A 15,628-nucleotide genomic window follows, 5' to 3' on the forward strand; every position below is an offset into this window, starting at 1 on the left:
CTTAAAACGCCCCTTCCGTCTGTTTAAAATGGATCAATCTATTGAGGTATTTTAGATAGAAAAACATGCTACCAATTAGGACGATGCCATAGACAAAGAGCGGCAATGTGACGAGAATATTGGTATATATCGTATAGTTTGAGATTCGTAAAAGTAGATTTCCAACAATCCAACATACAATCAGCATAGCGGCGGCAACAGTCGTACGCCGCTTCATCATGCCATATAAGAATAGAATAGAAAATGTGAACAGTGCCGTAATCGAAATCATAAACGCCCGTAGAAATTGAATATCTTCATACGCTAGGACGATGAAAGCAATTGTAATCGTATTGATTACAATTGAAACGGCACTGAACACTAACATCTTAAATACAATGATTTGATAGACATTGTATCTACACGACATCTCAATTTCAAAAGTGTCATTCCGCACTTTATTGACATATGTGTAGACTGAAAAACTAAGAAACAGAATTGGAGATAGCAGAAAGATAATTCCGTATAAATCCTGTACAGGTAGTTGTTTAGGTTCAGCTAGAATGAACATCAAAACGAATGCAGTAAGCGCCATAAACGTAATATACACAAGCTCCAATCGGTCTGAGAACAAATGCCTTAAGCCCACTTGTTGAACCATTGATTTCAAATAAGACAGAAATGACTCCTTCTGTTTTACGCCGCTAGCGACAATTTGAGCGATTTGCATCTGGATTGCGCGTTCATCAGGCATTGGGATATGAAATTTTTCTTTATTCATTATGAACCTTCTCCATTCCTTTTCGAATCCGTTTCAAAGCAGCATAGTATTTCGTTTTCACCGTCGACAGGGGAATTGTTTCAATGGATGCGATTTCCTGAAACGTATAGTCCCCGAATAGTTTGAGGCGGACAACTTGCTGTGAACTGGCATCTAGCTCGTTAACAAGCGCTGTAACTTTTTCAAGGTCTTCTTTGTACTCGAGCGAAACTGTCATATCATGCTCATCTTCAAACTCGTAATCTTCGATAGATTGGACGAGGTGGGCGTCTTTATAACTCTTTGATCGGTAATAATCGACGAGCCGATTAGATGCCAGCTTGTACAACCAAGTCCGAAATGCCGCCTTCTGACTATCGTAATTCTGAATCGACTTCAAGACGTTAATAAATAGTTCCTGCGTGAGATCGAGCGACAACTCCATATTGAGCGTTTGCTTGTAAATAAAGCCGTACATTTCTTTGTAATATTTTGAAACAAGTTCATTCGCCGCTGTGTCGCTACCATTTCTCTTTATCCTGTTAATCCACCGCTTTTCATTTTCCATAGTTCACCACATGCTTCCTCAATGTTCATTATCATTCTATAAGTATATTCGTAAATTTGATGAAGATAGTTTGGATTTGTGTGAATAAATTAAAAAAGCACATCACTAATCATAAGTGATGTACTTAAAATGAAAGATGATAAATAACGGAAAGGTGTTTGAATATCTTGTGAGGAGTAAATTTATATATAAGAATACAAGTCTTTTAGATTGGTTAATACGTCGATATTTTTCATGTCGAAAGAAGTTTCTACCCCTATGCCAAACCCTCTCATCTCCATATTTATAGCTAGTTCTACATCAACGATTGAATCACCAACCATAAATGATTGTTCGATACTTATATTAGGGTACTTCATTATTGCCTTCCTAATCATCCCAATTTCAGGTTTTATACAATCACAGCCTTCATTCCTTCTATGAGGACAATGAAATACATCCAGGACTTCGATCTTATGACACGATAATTCATATAGCATCTTTGCAGTAATGTCATTGTACTGCTCTACGGTTATAAATCCTTCGTTAATTAGGTATTGGTTCGTGATGATAATTATTTCATTTCCTTTTTGATTAACTCTCTTTAGCGTCTGAATTGAATCGGCTAGAAATACAGGGTTCTTTATATCTGTCCACTTATGGTCAGGATAGTCTTCAATGATGGTCCCATCCCTATCGAAAAATGCAACCTTCAATTAAATCCCTCCTTACTTCTTCATATCGTCGAAAGAGGCGTCATGAAAGAGTATTTCTTGCTGCCAATTCATACACCCAACTGACCTGTATATCTCAACTATCTATTATAAATCCTTTTTAAAAACATAACTCACTTTGTCATACTCCATTTTCTCTTCATAAAACCGATGTGCTTCTGTTCGTTGTAAGCCTGATGACAGCGCGACACTTTCATAGCCGTTTCCTTTTGCCCATTTATGGACATAGGTAAGTAACTTCTCCCCGTATCCGCTAGACCGTTTCGTGGTATCGGTCACCAAGTCACAAATCCAGATGAATCTACCATAATAAAGTGTGATCATTGGCTTAAAACCGATTACTGCAAGGATTTCTCCTTCACTTTGTAAAGCGAACAGTTGGTAACGATCTTTTTCTTGTGCTTCACAGACTAATTCCAAGTATGTAACTTCATCCAAATGTGTCCGTAACTGCTTCATAATCGGATACGCTTTAACAATTTCATCATGAGTTTGAAGCTCCTTAATCGTTAATTCATTCATCACTACAACCCCTTTTTCATAAATATACCATATACGTTCTTCCCGGTATGATTAAATTGTTTTCCGAGCTTATTCAAGATTACCCCTATACAGAAGCTTACCCGAATCAAACACTTGAAAGATGAACCCTTCAAACGTATAATAGGAATAAGATTAGAATACAATAAAAATACCGCTTGGTGCGTTAACACCAAACGGCCAATGTAATAAGCAGGTTCCCTTCAAGGGGATTGGCATCAGGTATGAAATAATCCATCCTAAATTGAGCCGTCAACTCAAGGATGGGTTATTTTTGTTTTTGGTTAAATGAAAGTATCGCAACAATTAATGCTCCAAATGTAAATGTTAGCATTAATCCCTCGAATACTGTCATTGGCGTCACCCCCCTTCCAAATGGGAATGAGCCAACCACCCTTGAGTCACCTATTCTATTACTCTTCTATTATACCATACATACGTTCCATAAAACCTTATTTAAAGCATATAATTGTTCGGAATTATGACAACAACTAACCCCGAAATCTTACTTTACACTATTACAGCGTAATCCATTTGTGCCCATATCGTCATCTTTATGTAAGTAAAGAGGTATCTCGAAAGATGCCCCAAATTTAAATCTAAAAGCCTAAATACTTATCTATCTCTGCAAAACTTACAAACTTTAATAATCTCTTTCGCTTCATTTCTATGAACGTACAATAACTTAATTCTATTTCGATCACATAACGGGCAGCCTCCTCTTCCTTTTGAAGGGAGCTTTTTTAATGCTTTTCCTCGTTTACTTTTCGCCAAGACCATCCACCCCCAGTGTGAAAATTCATCTTTCTCTTTATCTAATGATGATCTGGGGAGATCATATGGGTAATTTAATAATTTATTTATGAAAAACTTTTTTCACAATTAACTACCACGATTAGGAAGTTCGTTAATTGCCATAGTCCGTTCTTTATTGACGATAAGTTCTTTAAGTAGAGGTACTTCCATTAAATCATGCACGATGAAATCTTCTTCTACGTTCTCCCATTCTGAAGTCTTTTTCCAAGCCGCTAACATCCCTACATCTTTAGATGCTTTCACATCATTTTCAGGATGATCTCCGACAAAAATACATTCATTTGGAGTAATATTAAGTTGTTCTAACGCTTTCTTAAATAGTAGAGGGTCCGGTTTTTTTATTCCTTCCTTTTCAGATATTAATATCGTTTCAAAGTAGTGTTCAATACCAAGCGCCATGATATTATCCATCTGGAACTGTCCTTTTCCATTACTAATAATCCCTAAGACAATCGATTGATTTGTAAGAGAAGTTAGCATTTGAATGAGGTTAGGAAATGGAACGCAATATCCTTTAAATTGATGCACATAATCTTGAAGCAATTGTTCCCAGCTTACTCCCGTTATATTAAATTCTGCAACCATTTGCTGATACACCTTGTCTTTCCAAATATATCCCCGGCAATCTAACTCGATAAACTTAGAAACATACTGCTCTTTTAGGATATGTCCTACCGATTTATTTAATCGTTCGTGCTGCGATTTAATGAACCTTTCTAAAGATACCTCTCGATCTAACAAATTTCCATCCAAGTCAAATAGTACCGCTTTAATCATTTTTTACTCCACAACTCCCTTATAGTTCGCTGCATAAATTCTGGTACCATTCCTCAGTCTAATTATACGGTAATTGAATGTTCTGTGTTCATTGTACAAATTCACTATAAACCTTCAATTGCAAAAAGCTTTAGCTAATGTGATCAATTACTAAAATAGTTCGAGTATCTAAAGCAATTTATTCAGAAAAAATCACCTGGTAAAATAAAATACGAATTTTTTCACTTTTAACGAAAAGGGTTATTTCACACACTACCAATAATATCCCCCGTCCCTTTTGAATATCATATAAGAGATGAATAGTAAGGAGAGAACTATATGCAAATTCATGTGGTACATCCGGGGGAGACATTGTGGTTGATTGCACAACGTTACGGCGTCACGGTGAACCAAGTCGTGACAGCTAACCAGTTAGAAAGTCCAAATAAACTAGTAAGCGGATTGGCGCTTGTCATTCCTACAAAGCCTGAGTTACATACTGTCCAAGCTGGTGAAAATTTATGGGAAATCGCTCATCGTTATGGAATTACCGTTCAGGAAATCATCAGTACGAATCAAATTCAAAATCCGAATTTAATCTTTCCAGGCACAAAACTAACCATTCCCGTCCGTAAACCAGTTATTGATGTGAATGCCTACACAATCAATACAGGAGAAACAGGTGCTAGGGAAATTCAAGAAGTTGGCCAGTATTTAACCTATTGGATGCCTTTTGCCTATACGATTCGTGAAGATGGTGGACTAAACGCCATTGATGATACTGCTATGCTTCAATCTGCCGCTTCTGAGAGAGTCGTTCCAGTGTTAGCCATTACAAATTTCAGTGCCACGGCTGCTGGGTCGGAACTTGCACATACAATACTTGCAAGTCCTGATCTCCAGGATGTTTTATTAACCAATATTATAAAAATTATGAAAGAAAAAGGGTATCAAGGTTTAAACGTCGATTTTGAAAATGTGTTCCCAGCCGACCGTGAATTATATAACCAATTTCTGCAGCGGGCGGTAGACCGCTTGCATCCGGAAGGTTATTCCGTCTCAACAGCACTTGCTCCAAAGACTAGCGATGAGCAAAAAGGGTTGTTATATGAGGCACATGATTATGCGGCACATGGAAGAATCGTTGATTTCCTCGTGTTGATGACCTATGAATGGGGTTATCGATTAGGTCCACCACAAGCAATTTCACCGCTGAATGAAATAAAAAAGGTATTAGATTACGCCGTTACCGTCATCCCAAGAAACAAAATCTTATTTGGTTTTCAAATCTATGCGCGCGACTGGCTCCTTCCTCACGTACAAGGACAGGAAGCGGAAACATTCAGCCAGCAGGAAGCAATCCGCCGGGCTATTCAATACGGTGCGGCCATTCAATATGACCCAATTGCGCAGTCTCCATACTATCGATACACCGATACACAGGGGCGTAACCATGAAGTATGGTTCGAAGATGCCCGTAGTGCACAGGCTAAGTTTGATGTGGTAAAAGACTATAATTTACGCGGAATCAGTTACTGGGTTCTGGGTTACCCTTTCCCTCAAAATTGGTTGTTGCTTGAAGATAACTTTACAATCCGTAAAAGACGCTAGAATTGCACTATATTTTGTTCCATATTTCATTTAAGATGCGACTAATAACCTTAACAACAAAGAGTCGTTGAACATAGTATAGGATTACCTGATACTTGGAATGGAGGTACTCTTATGCACTACTATCCTTATCCACAGTGGGTTTATCCTTATTCTGACCCTCGGTGGCTGTTCAACAATAATTTACAACCACAGACCGTTTTAAGTCCACCAAATCCTTTTCCATCTATTAATACGCAGGTATTGAATACTTCGGCACATAGCTTTCAAGAACTATTGAAACAGGCTGATTTATTAGCAGGCAAGATTGTTAACTCAAAAGAATTTGCACATGATCTAATGGAAGCGGCACAACTATCAAATACAAAAAAGGTAGATGAATTAATACTATCAACGGGGATTACATTAAAAATTAAAACGTATTTTAGTCCCACCGGAATTCGTATTGAATTAACCAACGCTGGAAATGAAGGTAGTTGTTGTAATTTATTAATGACACTAAAATGGTAAGGCTAAGGGGTTTTTTTTAGAGCTAAATTCAAGCGGAATTAGAATGATTAGTATAAAAACAGCCCCATCAATCCGCATACAGTTGGTTACCTATAAGACTAAATAACCCACCCCAACGAGCAGTACACTCAGGGATGGGTTATTTAGTCTGGCCTTTTTCAAACACAAGGAGTTGCGGTTACCCATCGACAACCGCAATTGGAGAAAGTTTTTAAATGCGAATGGTGGACGGTCAGCGTGTATTGGGTCGATGTGCAAAGGGAATATACGACGTAACAATTGCTCGTACGCCCAGAACTTTCTATGTCTTCATTGTATGGATTACTGTAATTTTTGTGTGAGAATTTATGATAGTCACGAGTTTCGCACGCGACATTAATGGAACGACATAATTCCTAGTATACCCAACCTTCTCCATCGGCTTTTCAATGGCATCTATTATATGTACTGATTTTCCACCCCTGGTCCGTATTGTTGTAGCAAACAATAACCCTCCCGAATTTTTAGCGTGCGATAATAATCAATGTCTCTTCGTCTTGTTCATGCGTTGAAGCATCCATGATTTTCTCCAAAAGAGAAAGCTGTTTCCCGGCACTGATTACAAAGTACTCCAATCAATAGAAAAAACGAAATGATAGAATGTCTCCTATCATTTCGTTATCGTTATTCTCCCATTATCCGTTCTTAATTTAATCAAATTCTGACCGTTGCCGAATTTCGTATGTTTGTTTTCATGTCCAAAAACATCGATTCTTCCGTTGTCCGTTTTCACATCAATTGTAGCATTCGTCGGTTCTTTTTCAGTTTGAATCTCAATTTTACCGTTATCTGTCGTTAATTCAATTGGTCGATCTAAATTGTTTGTTACAACAGAAATCTTCCCGTTGTCTGTTCTTCCAATAATCGTACCATCAACCTGAGTTAGTATAATTGCTCCGTTATCAGTTTTAATATCGACAGCTGTAGCATCAATCGTATTTAACTCAATCGTGCCATTGTCTGTCTCCAGAGCTAGCTCTTTCGTTTGGATATTCTCCACTTTAATCCGCCCGTTATCACTTTCCGCTTGGATCATTTCATACTGTTTTTCAGGCACTTTCACGATTAATTTTAAATCTAATGAGGAAAAACCAAAATTAATGAAACTTCGCCGCTTTTCTTTGAACTGAATGGATAGTGTATTTTCTTTTACATCAGCCTTAAAAATGAGTTTCGAACTCTTCTTAGTCTTTCCTGAATACGCCACTGTCGTTACCGAATCTTTAGTGGGCAAAATTTCCACCGCCGAATTGGTTGTCAATATTTCAATATTCGTAAATGATTGATCCTCAATAACTTTTTCCTTAGCGTTATTGTCAAAGTGATCCCCCGTATTGAACATCAATGTAATTCCACCAACAACAAGCAATACCAATGCTACGATAATGAACACTATATTTCTAATAAACATTTCGTGTCAAACCTCCTTATTTATGATTTCAAGCTTTTGTGTATCCGAAGTTCTTTGCATTAAACGAAGCCGATATGAATTCATCGCCGCTTCCCCAAGTTGGTCGAGTAGATTATAGTTGGCAAACGCGCCGACAATCGCGCCGAAGCCAGGAATTAATTGAAACATTTTCACCAAATCAATGTAGTCCCGGTATTCTTGCTGAAAGTCCCTCCAATCCATATCAGCAATCAAAAGTTTCTCCTCTTCCCAATTTCCGATGATAGACAATGTCTCTTTCCTTGTTTCCTCACTTGAAAAGGCAAGCTGGAAAACATGTAAAATGAACAAACGCTCTTCGTATTCATCTGTATCAAATCCATAAACCGCAGCCGCTTCAAACAAAAACTTCATTTTAATGGATAATAGTAGCGGAAAGTCGACAAGGCCCAGCATAATGCCCCCTGCTCCTGTTCCCGCGCCCTCAATGACAGCAGTTTTACGGAATGAAGAAAGCTTTTCCTTAAATAACTCATCTCGCTCATATAAACTTAGTACGGTTGATTGCCCTTTTTTCGTCGTGATATTTGAGCCGACTAAAGTTGCTTTTACCATGTTTTTTATGCTCTCTGTCATCACTTTATGAAACTTTTCCGGAATAAGACCATTCACTTTCGTTTGCGCTTTTTTTGACGTACGGCTAATTAGGCCAGATCGTTTTGTCATTTTTCGTTTCCAAAAATGCAACTCCTCTTGTACTCTTCTCGTATAATCAACCATATTTCTGTGCCCTTCTCTCTTTTTCCATCAATTCCCTGCTTACAATTTAGTATATCTTTATTGTAGTTTCATTCAAATAGACCTGAGATGTGATTTCAACTCAGACTTAAGACTTAGCGAAATCTACTTAAATTCACTATCAGTGATATTCCACTTCCTAAATAGCAACCATAAACAGACGAAGATGATAAATGCGACTGCATCCAGTGAGACAATGTACCATGGATAAGGTCCTAAATAATCAAGTAAACTTCCATTGTATGGCTTCTCCCTTAAGAACATATAGTTTCCTTGAAATAACACATTTACAGAAAATATGAGTGGCAGCAACAAATTCAGAGTAAGCATCGTTTTGAGAACACCTTTAAAAGTTGGTCTATATCCTTTCATCCAAGTAAAATATAGAGCCGTTAATATGATTCCAATATGCGTATAGAAAAAATGAAAGTACCTAAAATGCGGAAATCCAACATCTAAAACAGGAGTCGCCATTGCTTGAAGGGCCCCTCCGATACCTGCAAAAAAGATGAAATCATACAAATGCTTATTCCCTGTCCATAAGAGAACAACAGCAACAAGTAAACTAATGCTGCATAATTCTAGCGGCAACGAATCGCTCAATTCCCACCTCCCAGTTACAATCATCCAAACATGATAAAAGACTTCCATTATCAATAAAGTCAACGCAAAAAGACGTTCTTGCTTCTGTGATACAGACCATCGTTTTCTTGAAATAAACAACAACAAGATCAACAGACACAACACGCCTATCGCCGACATATGCTCTATTGAAAATAGTAAGAAGGAAGGTTCACTATAGCCCGCCATCCTAGTCCCCCATTTCTGTAAAACTTTTATCTTGATGTATAAATAATATCTACCCTACCGACCTTATTATCCATTTTATACGTCTTTATAGATTTCAGATAGGCTATATATAATTGTTTATCATCTGCCCATTCAACATCAAATTCCTGCTTCAAGACAAATGTGTTGCCGCCTTTATTTTTAAGTGCTTTATCTTTTTTTAGGATGGAAATTTGATAAGATACAGAGGTCGTCGCACCGTAGTCCCTCGTAATGTATAAGCTGTATAACTGCCGTTCACCGAATCATCTGTTGATAGGATTTCATTGGCGCATGTCCAAGAATAAAGGAGATGGATGAATAAAAAGAGTAATGAAACTGCCCCTTTGAGACTTACGATAATGTATCCAAATATAATCGAGATGATTTTTATTGATATTTTCATAAACATCGTCCAAAATTATCTTGGAACTGCACGCAACCACTTTAAATGTCTTATCGTGAAGACCCCAAATAAAATCATCATAAAAGCGTGCAAGGCTAAGAGATAAAGATCCCAACGGATGTAATCAATAACATCTATTCCAACAATTATACTTAAAAGTATAATGACAAGTGAGCAAACAACGTACAAAGTTTGGGTTCCTTTTACGGAAGATACTTTTATAAAGATAATCCTCAATAGCAAAAAGATAACCGACAGGAATACCACCGAAATACTCGAAGTTGCAAGTTGAATCGTAGGTGCAGCCATGATTTATCCAAAAACTGCTCCGGATCCTTCAATATGTTTTGTCGCTTCATGCATATAACTCTCGAAATCTGAGCTGTTCATACGTTGAATAGAGCCGAAATAACTCATTGGAATAGATAGAGCAAGAAACGTAAATCCAATATAGATGTTTTGAGAAAATAGTCTCATGTATTACCTCCTTGCTAATAAGATGTGAAAAAAATACAGAAAGTTTAATCTACAAAAGAAACACCATCGCGCAACTCCTGGCGATGGTGTTTCTTTGAACGCTTATTTGTCCAATGGGATATCAATTTCCACCTTCCCATCCAAATACAACGGATAGCTATTAATATTCAGACGTATTGGATTCACTTCATTATCAAATTCAAATGTAGAGACTGCTGTGACATAAGGTGCTTCTCTGCTAGCATGCATTTCGATTAAACTATTACTTAAATCATTGCCTTCTTTGTCAAATACTCCAGACAATAGTAGCCAACCACCAGGTGGATAAGTGACTTCCAATGTATTGCGTGATGGCACTTGCACATCGATATCCAGTCCACTTGGCACATACAGCACTTTCTGTTGCTCAAAATCGACCTCGATATAATCCGAGCCTTTTGGAAGTGCTTCGATCCCCTCCATCACTAACGTTAGTTTTTTCGGCTGCCTGAAGTAATTGCTCTGCATGAATAGACTTACTTCGCCATCACGCAATAGACCGCCATCGCCATTTATTTGTTGACCCCAAACTTCACCATTCTCATCAATCAACCGAACCGATGTAAATTTTAGTAATTGCACCGTGTTTTGTTCGTCAGCAGCTAGTCGAATTTCTGCGCGTAACGGTGAAATTTTCAACTGTTTAATGTCAATTGTTTGACCATCTACGACAACAGATTGGTTCACTTCATATACTTTTGGTTGTTTAATGGGCTTCGTAAGTGTGAATGGCACGGCGAACTTTGTCTCTGCTGCATCACTCAAGTCCATATTAAATTCAAATGACATATTGGCATACGATAATTCATCGACAGACGTAATTTCAACTTTGTCTTCCTGTACAGTCCTTTCACCCGATTTAGAGACAATGTATGAACTTGCGACACCAAATGGAATACCTTGTTGAGACACCTCTAAAGAAGTTATACTCACATTGGAAAGATCAAAGGCGGATTCAAGCTTATAGAATATCGTCATGCCTGAATGATCAGCTACGACGCTCTGTAAAGTCAAGGTATAGTCGCCCTGCGTTACTACAATTCCGAGTTCTTCATAGTAATTATTTTCGACAATGTCACTGATTCCTTTATCATAAGCAATCATGCCAACGATAGGAGAAAACCCTGGGATTTTGGCAACAGCCTGTGCAAACACAGGGGAAACGCGAATCGACGTCACAAACAGCAGCAGTATAATCGCAGCTACACTGGCGACTGAATACAGACGACGCTTTCTCTTCTTAGCCAGCCGATGCTGATGTACGGCCTTTACTCGTGCTTGATGTAAGGCTTCTTTTGGGATGTCAACCGCTTCTAATTCCTCCGTCAACTTCTGCCAGTCCCGCTCATTCAAGTTGGTCATTTATAGTTCCTCCTTTTCAATGAGTACGCGTAATCTTTTTAACGTCGTGTGTAGCCTTGATTTCACAGTACCTTCGGGAATTTGCTTCAGCTGTGCAATGTCCCCGTTCTTCATATCCTGGAAGTATTTTAAGTAAACCAATTCCTGTTGCTCAATCGGCAAACTGGCGATTATATCAGCCATTTCGAATGGTTGATGATCTGTCGATGCAATTTCTACATTATGATCGTAGACAAATTCCCCTTGCTTCTTTTTCATATCTAAACAAATATTGATGATAATTCGGACAAGCCATGTTGCTATGTACATTGGTTCTTTGACGGTATGTATCTTTTTTAAAGCTCGATACGTCAGCTCTTGTATAGCTTCAACAGCATCATGCTCATTTTTCAAATACGCATAAGCCGTACGATAGAGCGTCTCTTCATGTTGTTCCAACAGCTTCAACAACGCCCTTTCATCACCCGCAATTGCTCTTTTCGCCAAATCCCTCTCCATACTCTCACCCCCTGTTACCAATTAGACAGTTTAAAATGGTAAATCGTTCATTAAATTTTCACAAAAAAACGAGTTCAACTAGATTTAGTGAACTCGTCGCTTAAATCCCTCTAGAAGTAAGCAGAGAAGGTACAATTGCAAAAGTACAATTGTAATGATTGTTGAAGCCTCATAAAAAGAGTGAAACAACTCTTGAGACCATTTATCTTCTGGAATAAAGAAGGAAGCCAAGATGTTAGACACGCCAATTCCATCGTTAGCCCCAACTATTAAACTTTGCGTGTAATTTTGAGCTAAAGCCACATTTGCCAAGATTGAAAATAGCAATAATGGCAATAATCCTATCGAATATTTAATACTCTTATTGGAATGAAGGAAAACAGCTATACCGATATATAAAGCAAAAAAAATAACAAGCATCATTCGCACTCTCCTCTGTATGAAATAACCGATTCCACAATGCCATTTTCTTAAGAGCTAATTGAGTGAGTAAAGCTTTACTGCTTATTTAAGTTGTTTTCACCTGCATTTCATGTAGGCTGTTTACAATCTCCTAACGCCATCCAATAACTGATTCTCGAAAAATAGGCTATTTTTGCCCTTCAGTATATTCTTTCTATGTACATCAAATAGATGCACATAGGTAACATCTACTCATTTGCAATAATAGACAAATTACCGAGTTCTATGATAGTCTATCTTTTCTTATTCACGCTATACCTTTTTCCATAATAGTCTATATACTGAACACTTTCTATTTCTCCGGAGGGTGAATAATAGAATATAACTTGCTCACTAATCAACTCGGTTACAAAAGTTGTTTTGATAGCGTCATGACTAACTGGGACGAGTTTGAACTTATACATGGCCCCATACATCTTTGGGACTGTAAGATATAGTTCTTCATTAGTAACAGAAATTCCCAGAAATTTATCTTCATCATTCCCAATTAAATACGCACCCTCTATATATTTTATGTTAGCAAATGGGATAGGTACTGCAGGAAATGGTAAAGATACGTTTTCCCCAAAAATGATCTTCGCTATTTCCTGGCTTAAATGTGTAACAGGTGTCACATTCATATTACTTAAAAAGATAATCGTCACTTGATCATCCACAAACCCAAGAACTTCGCTAGAAAAACCACTAATATCGCCATAATGATGCACACAGCTTCTATCTACCATTTCAGCTATCATCCAACCACATGCATAGGAACCGAGATTTGGAGTAAACATTTTCTGCTTCAGTTCCTTAGAAAGCATTTCTGACGACCTTAAGGCTTTATCCCAAATATATAAATCCTCTGTTGTAGAATATAAACCATACGCACCTAATGGAAATGACATATCTGCATATGGGGAATGAATTGGTCCTTCCCAGAATGAATACCCTGAAGCCAAACCTGGAACGACCTTAATTCCATCATCACAGCCTGTATTATACATGCCCAATGGATGGCATATTTGCTTCTGTATGTAATCTGTATAAGACTTGCCTGAAACTGTTTCGATAATAGCCGTTAGCAGCGTGTAACCTGAGTTTGAGTACCCAAACTTACTTCCAGGTTCAAAATCTAATTCCCGTTCTTTAAATGAGTCAATAAGCTGATTTAAAGTAGAAGGTAATCTCATTGTTCTAGGCCAAAAATCAGGAAAACTTGTATAATTGGGAATGCCTGAGCTATTCGTTAAGCAATGATAGATCGTGATTTGATCGCCATTTGGATAATTAGGAAGATACTTGCCCACATAATCGTTTATGTTCAACTTCTGTTTTTCATGTAATTGAAATATGCACATCGCTGTAAAGGACTTAGTAAGTGAACCGATACGAAATTTAGTTGTAGGCAAATTAGGTACGTTATGTTCCCAATTCGCCATCCCAAACCCTTTGTTTAAAAGGATTTCCTCGTTATATGATATCAAAATTGAACCATTCAAATAACCATTTCGATCGTATGACTCTACCCAGTTACTTATCCGGTCCTCTACTATCATAAGTGTTTTTTTCCTCCTTCTGAATCAACGCTATTTTTGAATTTTACAACTAAATAGTTGTAGAAGTATCCGCGATATTCTATGTAAATAATAATATTATGTAATCTACGCGTAAGACTATTTAGAATATACGCTACAACTTTATAGTACAAAAGACAAGAAGGTCATGTAACTTATTTCCTTTGTTTCTCGCACGGTTGCTCTTGAATTGAATCTTTATTTCATTGAATGAACGGCATCTGAATATGCTCTATGAACTGAGTGCAGGCATCTTACAAAGGGCGGCCAGGGGTCCTCTAATCGTAAAAACGACACCACCATGAGAATTCCTTTCTCATAGTAGTGTCGTTTTTAGTTAGTTTTAAAGCGTAATTTTTGCCTTCCTCTTCGTGAAGTCCATCTCAGGATAATACGCGTCTTTCACCAATAGATTCGGCCCTAAGCAGTTAACTGCGGGACAATGGCAACCAATCGTTTTTGCAAGTGGTCGCTCTAGCCAACGGTCAAGCATTACAGGAAGCGATTCAGTTTGAATATTGCCCATTGGCGGCGTATCACCAAAATCTGTGACAATCACATCCCCAGTGAAAATATTGACGTTCAGACGGGATCTGCCATCCGGGTCATTACGCACTGATACTTTTTTACTGCTGTAAATTCGTTTTAACAGTGCCAAATCCTCTTCGTTATCACTGCATGCATAAAAAGGCAGTGTACCAAACAGCATCCAGACATCTTCATCTCGGTGATCTAGCAGCTCATGGATCGCTTTACGCGTTTCATCTAAAGAAAGCACTTCAAGCTGTGAAGCAAAGTCACTTGGGTACATAGGATGAATTTCATGTCTCGCACATTTCATTTCCTCAACGACTTGTCGATGAATATGTTCAAGATGTGGCAAGGTACGTTTATTCAACATCGTTTCCGCTGAAACCATGACGCCCGCTTCTGCTAATGCCCGGCTGTTATCAATCATCCGCTGGAATTGTTCAGCGCGACGTTCCCGAGGTGGTTTTCGTTCCATATTGGCAAAGCCACCATCCACGAAGTCGTCGACTGTGCCCCAGTTATGTGAAATATGTAAGACATCCAAATAGGGTGCAATCGCCATATAGCGGTCGAGTGGCATCGTTAAGTTTGAATTCATCTGTGTCCGTACTCCGCGTTCATGCGCATACTTCAATAACGGCAAAACATAGTTCTCTACCGACTTTTTAGAGAACATTGGCTCACCGCCAGTGATACTTATAGTTCGTAAATGAGGGATTTCATCTAAGCGAGACAATAGTAATGCTACTTGTAATGCATCCGGGTCTTTATGCTGTAACATATACCCGACTGCGCAATGTTCGCAGCGCATATTGCATAAATACGTCGTCGTGAATTCAATGCTCGACAATGTCAGTTTTCCATGCTCCTGTACATCCAAGTATGCTTCCCAAGGATCGTAAGCAGGTGTCATTTTTTTGAGTGTTGCTACATCAGTTTTCATTTTTTATTAACTCCTATACGTATAATAAGCTACTAAAATAGTATGC

At 38.1% G+C, this 15,628-nt stretch carries 17 protein-coding genes; 2 read left to right on the top strand and 15 right to left on the bottom strand.

The genetic code is table 11. The features are described 5' to 3' along the window. Position 1 precedes the first annotated feature (1 nt). The 6 genes from FQ087_RS05630 to FQ087_RS05650 form a co-directional block, all read right to left on the bottom strand. Complete coding sequence (locus FQ087_RS05630) at positions 2-760, bottom strand: hypothetical protein (protein ID WP_149579530.1); 759 nt, start codon at positions 758-760, stop codon at positions 2-4. Next, complete coding sequence (locus FQ087_RS05635) at positions 753-1,307, bottom strand: RNA polymerase sigma factor (RefSeq protein ID WP_149579531.1); 555 nt, start codon at positions 1,305-1,307, stop codon at positions 753-755. Before FQ087_RS05635 ends, FQ087_RS05630 begins: the two co-directional genes overlap by 8 nt. A 182-nt stretch (positions 1,308-1,489) precedes the next feature. Continuing rightward, on the bottom strand, positions 1,490-2,002 hold the full coding sequence (locus FQ087_RS05640; protein ID WP_149579532.1) for a D-glycero-alpha-D-manno-heptose-1,7-bisphosphate 7-phosphatase: 513 nt from the start codon (positions 2,000-2,002) through the stop codon (positions 1,490-1,492). A 105-nt stretch (positions 2,003-2,107) separates the two neighbouring features. Then, the gene (locus FQ087_RS05645; RefSeq protein ID WP_149579533.1) at positions 2,108-2,542 is read right to left on the bottom strand and encodes a GNAT family N-acetyltransferase; all 435 of its coding nucleotides are present in this window, start codon (positions 2,540-2,542) and stop codon (positions 2,108-2,110) included. A 286-nt stretch (positions 2,543-2,828) separates the two neighbouring features. Further along, positions 2,829-2,915 carry a putative holin-like toxin gene (locus FQ087_RS23310; RefSeq protein ID WP_370456063.1) on the bottom strand — a complete coding sequence of 29 codons (87 nt, stop codon included), beginning with the start codon at positions 2,913-2,915 and terminating at the stop codon, positions 2,829-2,831. A 527-nt stretch (positions 2,916-3,442) separates the two neighbouring features. Next, positions 3,443-4,153 (bottom strand): HAD family hydrolase, encoded by a 711-nt coding sequence (locus tag FQ087_RS05650; RefSeq protein ID WP_149579534.1) that lies wholly within the window; start codon positions 4,151-4,153, stop codon positions 3,443-3,445. 318 nt (positions 4,154-4,471) lie between these two features. On the opposite strand from FQ087_RS05650, the gene FQ087_RS05655 reads away from it, so the two are divergent. Continuing rightward, positions 4,472-5,743, top strand: coding sequence for a glycoside hydrolase family 18 protein (locus tag FQ087_RS05655; RefSeq protein ID WP_149579535.1), 1,272 nt, complete (start codon positions 4,472-4,474; stop codon positions 5,741-5,743). Between the two features lie 114 nt (positions 5,744-5,857). After that, positions 5,858-6,253 carry a YuzC family spore coat inner layer protein gene (locus tag FQ087_RS22895; protein WP_255452156.1) on the top strand — a complete coding sequence of 132 codons (396 nt, stop codon included), beginning with the start codon at positions 5,858-5,860 and terminating at the stop codon, positions 6,251-6,253. A gap of 649 nt (positions 6,254-6,902) precedes the next feature. Here FQ087_RS22895 and FQ087_RS05665 read toward each other — a convergent pair. From FQ087_RS05665 to yfkAB, 9 genes are all read right to left on the bottom strand, one after another. Beyond that, positions 6,903-7,703 carry a DUF4097 family beta strand repeat-containing protein gene (locus FQ087_RS05665; RefSeq protein ID WP_149579536.1) on the bottom strand — a complete coding sequence of 267 codons (801 nt, stop codon included), beginning with the start codon at positions 7,701-7,703 and terminating at the stop codon, positions 6,903-6,905. Between the two features lie 6 nt (positions 7,704-7,709). Further along, positions 7,710-8,462, bottom strand: a complete 753-nt coding sequence (locus tag FQ087_RS05670) for an EcsC family protein (protein ID WP_149579537.1) — start codon at positions 8,460-8,462, stop codon at positions 7,710-7,712. Positions 8,463-8,585: 123 nt separating this feature from the next. Beyond that, positions 8,586-9,290, bottom strand: coding sequence for a YwaF family protein (locus FQ087_RS05675; RefSeq protein ID WP_149579538.1), 705 nt, complete (start codon positions 9,288-9,290; stop codon positions 8,586-8,588). Between the two features lie 736 nt (positions 9,291-10,026). After that, the gene (locus FQ087_RS22360) at positions 10,027-10,191 is read right to left on the bottom strand and encodes a hypothetical protein (RefSeq protein WP_188006644.1); all 165 of its coding nucleotides are present in this window, start codon (positions 10,189-10,191) and stop codon (positions 10,027-10,029) included. Positions 10,192-10,293: 102 nt separating this feature from the next. Next, positions 10,294-11,592, bottom strand: a complete 1,299-nt coding sequence (locus FQ087_RS05685; protein WP_149579540.1) for a DUF4179 domain-containing protein — start codon at positions 11,590-11,592, stop codon at positions 10,294-10,296. Beyond that, positions 11,593-12,090 (bottom strand): sigma-70 family RNA polymerase sigma factor, encoded by a 498-nt coding sequence (locus FQ087_RS05690; protein WP_149579541.1) that lies wholly within the window; start codon positions 12,088-12,090, stop codon positions 11,593-11,595. An 84-nt stretch (positions 12,091-12,174) separates the two neighbouring features. Beyond that, positions 12,175-12,513 (bottom strand): hypothetical protein, encoded by a 339-nt coding sequence (locus FQ087_RS05695; RefSeq protein WP_255452157.1) that lies wholly within the window; start codon positions 12,511-12,513, stop codon positions 12,175-12,177. Between the two features lie 272 nt (positions 12,514-12,785). After that, complete coding sequence (locus FQ087_RS05700; RefSeq protein ID WP_255452158.1) at positions 12,786-14,090, bottom strand: serine hydrolase domain-containing protein; 1,305 nt, start codon at positions 14,088-14,090, stop codon at positions 12,786-12,788. Positions 14,091-14,451: 361 nt separating this feature from the next. Further along, positions 14,452-15,582: a radical SAM/CxCxxxxC motif protein YfkAB gene (gene yfkAB / locus FQ087_RS05705; protein WP_149579542.1), complete on the bottom strand. Its 1,131-nt coding sequence runs from the start codon at positions 15,580-15,582 to the stop codon at positions 14,452-14,454. Between the last annotated feature and the right edge of the window lie 46 nt (positions 15,583-15,628).

It is taken from the genome of Sporosarcina sp. ANT_H38, from assembly GCF_008369195.1.
Lineage (GTDB): Bacteria > Bacillota > Bacilli > Bacillales_A > Planococcaceae > Sporosarcina.

What these genes read in the sequence shown, in the direction of transcription:
- FQ087_RS05670 (WP_149579537.1), bottom strand. Translation starts at nt 8,462, where the DNA reads ATGGTTGATTATACGAGAAGAGTACAAGAGGAGTTGCATTTTTGGAAA.
- FQ087_RS22895 (WP_255452156.1), top strand. Translation starts at nt 5,858, where the DNA reads ATGCACTACTATCCTTATCCACAGTGGGTTTATCCTTATTCTGACCCT.
- FQ087_RS23310 (WP_370456063.1), bottom strand. Translation starts at nt 2,915, where the DNA reads ATGACAGTATTCGAGGGATTAATGCTAACATTTACATTTGGAGCATTA.
- FQ087_RS05690 (WP_149579541.1), bottom strand. Translation starts at nt 12,090, where the DNA reads ATGGAGAGGGATTTGGCGAAAAGAGCAATTGCGGGTGATGAAAGGGCG.
- FQ087_RS05665 (WP_149579536.1), bottom strand. Translation starts at nt 7,703, where the DNA reads ATGTTTATTAGAAATATAGTGTTCATTATCGTAGCATTGGTATTGCTT.
- FQ087_RS05675 (WP_149579538.1), bottom strand. Translation starts at nt 9,290, where the DNA reads ATGGCGGGCTATAGTGAACCTTCCTTCTTACTATTTTCAATAGAGCAT.
- FQ087_RS05655 (WP_149579535.1), top strand. Translation starts at nt 4,472, where the DNA reads ATGCAAATTCATGTGGTACATCCGGGGGAGACATTGTGGTTGATTGCA.
- FQ087_RS05650 (WP_149579534.1), bottom strand. Translation starts at nt 4,153, where the DNA reads ATGATTAAAGCGGTACTATTTGACTTGGATGGAAATTTGTTAGATCGA.
- FQ087_RS22360 (WP_188006644.1), bottom strand. Translation starts at nt 10,191, where the DNA reads ATGAGACTATTTTCTCAAAACATCTATATTGGATTTACGTTTCTTGCT.
- FQ087_RS05635 (WP_149579531.1), bottom strand. Translation starts at nt 1,307, where the DNA reads ATGGAAAATGAAAAGCGGTGGATTAACAGGATAAAGAGAAATGGTAGC.
- yfkAB (WP_149579542.1), bottom strand. Translation starts at nt 15,582, where the DNA reads ATGAAAACTGATGTAGCAACACTCAAAAAAATGACACCTGCTTACGAT.
- FQ087_RS05645 (WP_149579533.1), bottom strand. Translation starts at nt 2,542, where the DNA reads ATGAATGAATTAACGATTAAGGAGCTTCAAACTCATGATGAAATTGTT.
- FQ087_RS05695 (WP_255452157.1), bottom strand. Translation starts at nt 12,513, where the DNA reads ATGATGCTTGTTATTTTTTTTGCTTTATATATCGGTATAGCTGTTTTC.
- FQ087_RS05685 (WP_149579540.1), bottom strand. Translation starts at nt 11,592, where the DNA reads ATGACCAACTTGAATGAGCGGGACTGGCAGAAGTTGACGGAGGAATTA.
- FQ087_RS05630 (WP_149579530.1), bottom strand. Translation starts at nt 760, where the DNA reads ATGAATAAAGAAAAATTTCATATCCCAATGCCTGATGAACGCGCAATC.
- FQ087_RS05700 (WP_255452158.1), bottom strand. Translation starts at nt 14,090, where the DNA reads ATGATAGTAGAGGACCGGATAAGTAACTGGGTAGAGTCATACGATCGA.